This is a genomic window from Pandoraea terrae (assembly GCF_902459695.1).
GTDB lineage: Bacteria > Pseudomonadota > Gammaproteobacteria > Burkholderiales > Burkholderiaceae > Pandoraea > Pandoraea terrae.
Map to the genome: position 1 here is coordinate 78,953 of NZ_CABPRZ010000026.1, position 6,056 is coordinate 85,008.

A 6,056-nucleotide genomic window follows, 5' to 3' on the forward strand; every position below is an offset into this window, starting at 1 on the left:
GCGCGCAGCTGCGCGCGCGCCGGCCGTTTGATGATTAGATGGAGCGCCACAGGGCGATGACGAGCAGCGTGCAGAATGCGGCAACGAGATCGTCGAGCATGATGCCCAGGCCGCCCTTGAACGTGCGGTCGAAGTAGCGGATCGGCGGCGGCTTGACCGCGTCGAAGAAGCGGAAAATGACAAAGGCGACGAACTGTGCGCCAAATCCTGTCGGCGTAATCAGCAGCAGCACGATCCAGAAGGCGACGATTTCGTCCCATACGACGGCGCCCGGATCGCTGTCGCCAAGCTTCCTGGACGTGAAGCCGCACAGCCAGATGCCGCCGAGCACGCCTGCGCAGATCAGCACGGCCCAGCCGGTGACCGTCAGGTAGAGGTTGAGCACGAGATACGACGCCCAGCCGAACAAGGTGCCGACGGTGCCCGGGGCGAACGACGACAGGCCCGTGCCGAAGCCGAGCGAGAAGAGATGGGCCGGATGCGACAGCATGAAGCGCGCGTCAGGCCTGCGGGGGCCGGCGCCGCCTGCGGCGGTGGCCGGTTGATCGGTACTCATTGGAAGTGGTCGAAGCTCTTGAAGTCGATGTCGACGGACGTGCCCCTGCGGTCGTGAAGGTCGACGCGGGCGCGGTGCGTGTCGCGAAGCGTTATTGTACCGATACGCGTGACGGGCAGGCCCAGTTTTGCAGCGATATTGCCGATATCGTCCCGCGCAGACGGGTCCGCGCAGAAACAGAGTTCGTAATCGTCGCCGCCAGTCAGCGAGCAACGCCGCGCGATTGCCTCGGGTTGCGCGGCAAGCAGCGCGGAGCGGGGCACGGCGTCTACGTCGACGCGCGCGGCGAGGCCGGAACGTTCGAGAATATGACCGAGGTCGCCGAGCAGTCCGTCGGAGATATCGAGCGCTGCGCGCGCCACGCCGCGCAAGGCGATGCCCAACGCAACGCGCGGTTCCGGCCACTCGAGCGCGCGTCGCGCTTGCACCAGATCGTCTTCCGTCAACGGCCATTCGCCGCGCAGCGCGCCGAGGGCCAGTCGGGCGTCGCCGACGGTGCCCGATACCCAGATGTCGTCGCCCGCCTGTGCGGCGTCGCGGCGCAATGCATGGGCGCCCGGCACGGCGCCGAATACCGTGACGCAAAGATTGCGCGGCCCACGCGTGGTGTCGCCGCCGATTAGCGGGCAATCATGACGATCGGCCAATGCCGCGAGTCCGTGCGCGAACGGCGCAAGCCAGGCGGGATCGCTGTCCGGCAAGGCGAGCGCCAGGGTAAAGCCGAGCGGTTTTGCGCCCATGGCGGCGAGATCGGACAGGTTGACGGCCAGGGTCTTGTGACCGAGCGCGCGCGGATCGACATTCGGGAAGAAATGACGGCCCTCGACCAGCATGTCGGTCGAAATCGCCAGTTGTTCGCCCGCTGGCGGGCGCAGGAGGGCGCAGTCGTCGCCTATGCCGAGCGCGACATGCTCCCCGGGTCGGGTCGCGTGGGCAAAGAAGCGTTCGATCAGGGAAAATTCAGAAAGGGCGGGCGTCGGCACGGGCATTCGCTCTCGATGCAGCATCAGGAAAGGTTCGTGTTCGCCGTCGGCTGGCCGGCCTTGGCGAACGTCGTTCGGGTTCGATGATGCACCGCGATGGCGCGGCAATGTCGTCGTCCCTGACGGTATTGTACGGTGCGCCGACAGGCGGACCCAAGCATCGCAATGGCGCGCGGGACGCTGTTTCACAGCAGGTCGGGAAACCCTGCGGATGTTGCGGTGCAGCGTTGAATATTCAGGCCTTTTGGGTGTCGATTCGAGTGCGAAAAGTTGGGAGCCTTATTCGTTTTTTGCATAAATCCCGCGGATAAATGGGGATACAATTTATGCGGAAATTTATCAGTTTGTTCACGAGCCTCTCCCCCATGCCTACGCCGATCGATCCGAAGTTGCGCGAAGCCGCGCTCGAGTACCACGAATTCCCCACCCCCGGCAAAATCGCCATCGCGCCGACCAAGCAGTTGCTGAACCAGCGGGATCTGGCGCTGGCCTATTCGCCGGGCGTTGCGGCGGCGTGCGAGGAGATCGTGGTCGATGCGCTCAACGCCTCGCGCTACACGGCGCGCGGCAACCTCGTTGGCGTGATCACGAACGGCACGGCCGTGCTGGGTCTGGGCGACATCGGCCCGCTGGCCTCGAAGCCGGTCATGGAAGGCAAGGGCGTGCTGTTCAAGAAGTTCGCGAACATCGACGTCTTCGACATTGAAGTCGACGAGAAAGACCCCGAGAAGCTCGTCGATATCATTGCCGCGCTCGAACCCACCTTCGGTGCGATCAATCTGGAAGACATCAAGGCGCCGGAGTGCTTCATCGTCGAACGCAAGCTGCGCGAGCGCATGAAGATTCCGGTTTTCCACGACGATCAGCACGGTACCGCGATCGTCGTGGCGGCCGCCATCATCAACGGCCTGAAGGTCGTAGGCAAGAAGATCAACGAAGTGAAGCTGGTCACGTCGGGCGCCGGTGCGGCCGCGCTCGCTTGCCTGGATCTGCTCGTCGACATGGGCCTGCCCGTCGGGAACATCTGGGTGACGGACCTCGCCGGCGTGGTCTACGAAGGCCGTACCGAACTGATGGACCCGGAAAAGAGCCGTTTCACGCAAAAGACCGACGCGCGTGGCCTGGCTGACGTGATCGTCGGCGCCGACATCTTCCTGGGCCTGTCCGCTGCTGGCGTGCTGAAGCCGGAAATGGCCAAGCAGATGGCCGACAAGCCGCTGATCTTCGCACTTGCGAATCCGAATCCGGAAATCACGCCGGAGCTGGCGAAGGAAGTGCGCCCGGATTGCGTGATGGCCACCGGCCGTACCGACTATCCGAACCAGGTCAACAACGTCCTGTGCTTCCCGTTCATTTTCCGCGGCGCGCTCGACGTCGGCGCGACCACGATCACGCGCTCGATGGAAATCGCCGCCGTGAACGCGCTGGCCGAACTGGCCCGTCAGGAACAAAGCGATATCGTCGCTTCGGCCTACGGCATCAAGAATCTGTCGTTCGGCCCGGAATACCTGATCCCGAAGCCTTTCGATCCGCGTCTCATCGTGAAGATGGCAGTCGCTGTCGCGACGGCCGCGATGGAAGCCGGCGTGGCCACGCGCCCGTTGGCCGACGTCGACGCCTATGCGCAGTCGCTGCAGCAGTTCGTCTACCACAGCGGCGGCCTGATGAAGCCGCTGTTCAGCGTGGCGCGTAGCGTGCCCGCCAACCAGAAGCGCATCGTCTTTGCCGAAGGTGAAGAAGAACGCGTGCTGCGCGCGGTGCAAGTGCTCGTCGATGAACGTGTCGCGACGCCGATCCTGGTCGGCCGTCCCGCCGTCATCGCGCATCGCATCGAGCAATTCGGCCTGCGTCTGACCCCCGGCACCGATTTCACGGTCGTCAACCCGGAGCACGACGAGCGTTATCGCGATTATTGGGAAAGCTACCATCGCCTGACGGCACGCAAGGGCGTGACCGCATCGTACGCCCGCGTTGAAATGCGCCGCCGTACGACGCTGATCGCCGCGATGATGGTCGACAAGGGCGAAGCCGACGGCATGATCTGCGGCACGGTCAGCACGCCGGGCCGCCACCTGCACTTCATCGATCGCGTGATCGGCAAACGTCCTGGCGGCCATGTCTACGCCGCCATGAACGCGCTGATCCTCCCGAATCGCCAGATCTTCCTGGTCGACACGCACATCAATCAGGATCCGACGGCCGAGGAGCTGGCCGAGATCACACTGATGGCCGCCGAGGAAATCCGCCGCTTCGGCATCCAGCCGAAGGTCGCGCTGCTGTCGCACTCGAATTTCGGCACCAGCGACGCGAACTGCGCGAAGAAGATGCGCGAAACGCTCGCAATTCTGCAGGAGCGTGCGCCAGATCTGGAAGTCGATGGCGAAATGCACGGGGATTGCGCGCTCGACCCGGCGTTGCGCGCGCGCATCATGCCGGATTCGACGCTGACCGGCGCCGCGAATCTGCTGGTGATGCCGAATATCGATTCGGCGAACATCTCGTACAACCTGCTGAAGACTGCCGCCGGCAACAACGTGGCCATCGGGCCGATCCTGCTCGGTGCGGCCAAGCCGGTCCATATCCTGACCGAATCGGCCACCGTGCGCCGCATCATCAACATGGCTGCGCTCGTCGTGGCCGATGCCGCAGCACAGATGGGGAAGAACGCCTGAGCGTGTGCGCGTAACGATTGACCGTAGTGCCGCCGCGGCGACGTCCGGTTTCCCCCGGCACCCGCGGCCTCACGCCGACTCCTCGCGGGGCCGGCGTGTTTCATTTTCCCGGACCGGAATCCGCTTTTTGAAGCGGGGCGGCCTGTTCGAGTGTGGGAAAAATCCACGTTTGTGAGTGCTTGCTACTGGCTTGTGCCTTGTCAATTGGCGCGATGCCGTAGGCGATTGGTTGCAAAATGTAAGTCGACATTGCTTCCGGGAAGCAATAGCGATAACCTTACGACTTCACCCACTCGATCGGGCTCGCGGCCATGATCCGCAGGCTCATGTCTTGCTATGACAATGGGGCGCTGGCTACACCGGGGCATCGTGGCGCTGACGGCCGCAAGCGGGCTGTTTCTGGGTGGGACCGACGGCATGGCGCGTACGCACGAGCCGTTGCTGACCGACACATCGGCGGCGGTCTCCGTGGCCGATTTGCCGCGCGAAGCGCAGCGCACGCTGACGCTGATTGCACAGGGTGGGCCGTTCCCGTACGCCAAGGATGGCGTGGTGTTCGGCAATTTCGAGAAACGTCTGCCCAAAATGCCGCGCGGCTATTACCATGAATACACGGTGCCGACGCCGGGCGCTCGCAACCGCGGCGCGCGGCGCATCATTTGCGGCGGCGACCAACGTGCGGCAAATGAATGTTTTTACACCCAAGACCACTACAACAGCTTTAGACGAATAAGGGAATGACAGCAGTATGAGTGAGCCGGTTTTCGCACAGAAACGCGGGAAAGATCTTATGGCAGATCCATTCGGTGCGGGCGAGGGCAACTTGTTCAAGCAGGTGCTGGGCCTGCACGCTGCCGGACGGCGTGCGGGCGGCCGTCATACCTTGTCGGAAGAGGGAGATATGAGTCTTTTCAAGACCGTCAGGCCGAATATTGTGCAGTCGATCCGGGCATTCCGCGTGCCGGACCTGGCCGCCGAGGCTGAAAGGCTTGGCCAGCATTTCCTGTACGCCAACTGTGCGCATGCACAGACCAAGGCGGAAGTGCTCGAGGTGATCGCCACGAACTTCTTGTTCCCGAAGCATTTTGGCAAGAATTTCGACGCGCTGCACGACTGTCTGACCGATCTGGTCCATCGTGCCGGCCCGCAACCGGGTTTCGTGGTGGTGCTGGAGGGCTTGCCCACGGTCCAGAAGTTTGACAAGGATGCGCGCGAGACCCTGCTGGACGTTTTCCGCGAGGCCGCCGAATTCTGGGCTGAGCGCCGCGTCAGTTTCCGCGTTTTCTATTCGTTTGCCTGAGGCTGGTCGAACGCGTCGGCACCTGCGCTTGCACTGAGCCGTACCCAGGAAAAAGTCCGCCAAGGCGGACTTTTTTTATGCTGTGCCCCGCCGGTACGGGAGCGGCAGGTTCTGCACATCATGACTTGGCGGCGCCGCCGAGGAATTGCTGCGCAAGGCTGGCAAGGTCAAGCGGGCCTGGGGGCACGTCGCCACCCGGGGTCAGGTGATTGACCACCTCCGGCAGAAGCCCCGTCAGTTGCTGCGCAGCTTCGTCCGGGGTGACGCCGGCGGTATCGGCCAGTTGCTGAAGCTGTCCCCCCGGGCCCAGCGCTTGCGTGATCTGGTCGGCGGAGACAGGCTGATTGGCGCCGGTGCCGATCCACGATTGCACGGCATCGCCCAGGCCGCCGCCCTGCAGTACTTGGGCGAGGCCGCCCAGGCCGCCCAACGAGCCAAGCAGATCGGTGACCGCCGGCCCGCCGGCCGGTGAGCCTTGGGTGCCAGGGGCTGCCTGGCCGCCGCCGAGCACGCCGGCGAGCAAGCCGCCGAGGCCGCCGGCCGCG

General features: G+C 64.1%; 6 protein-coding genes. 3 read left to right on the forward strand and 3 right to left on the reverse strand.

Annotated elements, in window-relative coordinates:
• Positions 1-34 precede the first annotated feature (34 nt).
• Positions 35-556, reverse strand: coding sequence for a phosphatidylglycerophosphatase A family protein (locus tag PTE30175_RS23025; RefSeq protein WP_150699402.1), 522 nt, complete (start codon positions 554-556; stop codon positions 35-37).
• Positions 553-1,545, reverse strand: coding sequence for a thiamine-phosphate kinase (gene thiL / locus PTE30175_RS23030; protein ID WP_150699403.1), 993 nt, complete (start codon positions 1,543-1,545; stop codon positions 553-555). The genes PTE30175_RS23025 and thiL overlap by 4 nt, the downstream gene beginning before the upstream one ends.
• Before the next feature lie 359 nt (positions 1,546-1,904).
• Between thiL and PTE30175_RS23035 the strand changes: the two genes are divergently transcribed.
• The 3 genes from PTE30175_RS23035 to PTE30175_RS23045 all read left to right on the forward strand — a co-directional run bounded on the left by PTE30175_RS23035 (position 1,905) and on the right by PTE30175_RS23045 (position 5,511).
• Positions 1,905-4,211 carry an NADP-dependent malic enzyme gene (locus PTE30175_RS23035; protein WP_150699404.1) on the forward strand — a complete coding sequence of 769 codons (2,307 nt, stop codon included), beginning with the start codon at positions 1,905-1,907 and terminating at the stop codon, positions 4,209-4,211.
• A gap of 336 nt (positions 4,212-4,547) precedes the next feature.
• Entirely contained in the window at positions 4,548-4,952 is a 405-nt protein-coding gene (locus PTE30175_RS23040; protein WP_150699405.1) for a guanyl-specific ribonuclease, read from the forward strand.
• A 49-nt stretch (positions 4,953-5,001) separates the two neighbouring features.
• Positions 5,002-5,511, forward strand: a complete 510-nt coding sequence (locus tag PTE30175_RS23045; RefSeq protein WP_420819669.1) for a barstar family protein — start codon at positions 5,002-5,004, stop codon at positions 5,509-5,511.
• Between the two features lie 118 nt (positions 5,512-5,629).
• Here PTE30175_RS23045 and PTE30175_RS23050 read toward each other — a convergent pair.
• Positions 5,630-6,056: YidB family protein (locus tag PTE30175_RS23050; RefSeq protein WP_150699407.1), on the reverse strand; the 427-nt coding region annotated here is incomplete at its 5' end.